This is a genomic window from Lepagella muris (assembly GCF_004793975.1).
In the GTDB taxonomy this organism is placed as follows: domain Bacteria; phylum Bacteroidota; class Bacteroidia; order Bacteroidales; family Muribaculaceae; genus Lepagella; species Lepagella muris.
The window spans coordinates 1-517 of the sequence record NZ_SRYB01000088.1 but is presented as its reverse complement, the minus strand read 5'-3'; the positions used below and the strand labels follow the sequence as shown (position 1 = coordinate 517).

Below are 517 nucleotides of genomic sequence, written 5' to 3'. Positions count from 1 at the left end.
GATTGCGGATGCAAAATTACAACCCTTTCCGGCGTTTTGCAAATAATTTTATGTTATAGAGCATATTTTTCTAAAATCCGACAGCTATATCACTATATCTCAATCAAATCAATAAATGTTAAAATATCTTTCATTTTATTAACGAATGAACTTTTTACCGTATTACTGCGTTATAGTGAGACTGAAATGTCGCGAAAAAAGCGGGCAGATAAAGAATCTGCCCGCTTTTTTTTTACAATTTTGATGACCATGATGACTGAGACGAGTGAGACGACTTGGACTGCTGAGACTACTTAGATAACTTAGACTACTTGGACTGCTTGGAACAATAATGATAACCCCGATAAGAATTATCAGAAGCCCTATCGCTAAAAGAAGTCCAAGAGGTCCAAGAAGTCCCAGCCGTCCAAGAAGTCCAAGCAGCTGCTATCCCCTCCGGGGATAACAACAACCACCACAACAAAAAAAGAAAGCCGGCTGATCGCTCAGTCGGCTTCCATAAGGCGGCGATTACCTA

Annotated in this window: 1 protein-coding gene; it reads left to right on the top strand. The window is 40.0% G+C overall.

All coding sequences use genetic code 11. The features are described 5' to 3' along the window. Positions 1–297: hypothetical protein (locus tag E5331_RS20890; RefSeq protein WP_275441327.1), on the top strand; the 297-nt coding region annotated here is incomplete at its 5' end. Positions 298–517: the final 220 nt, after the last annotated feature.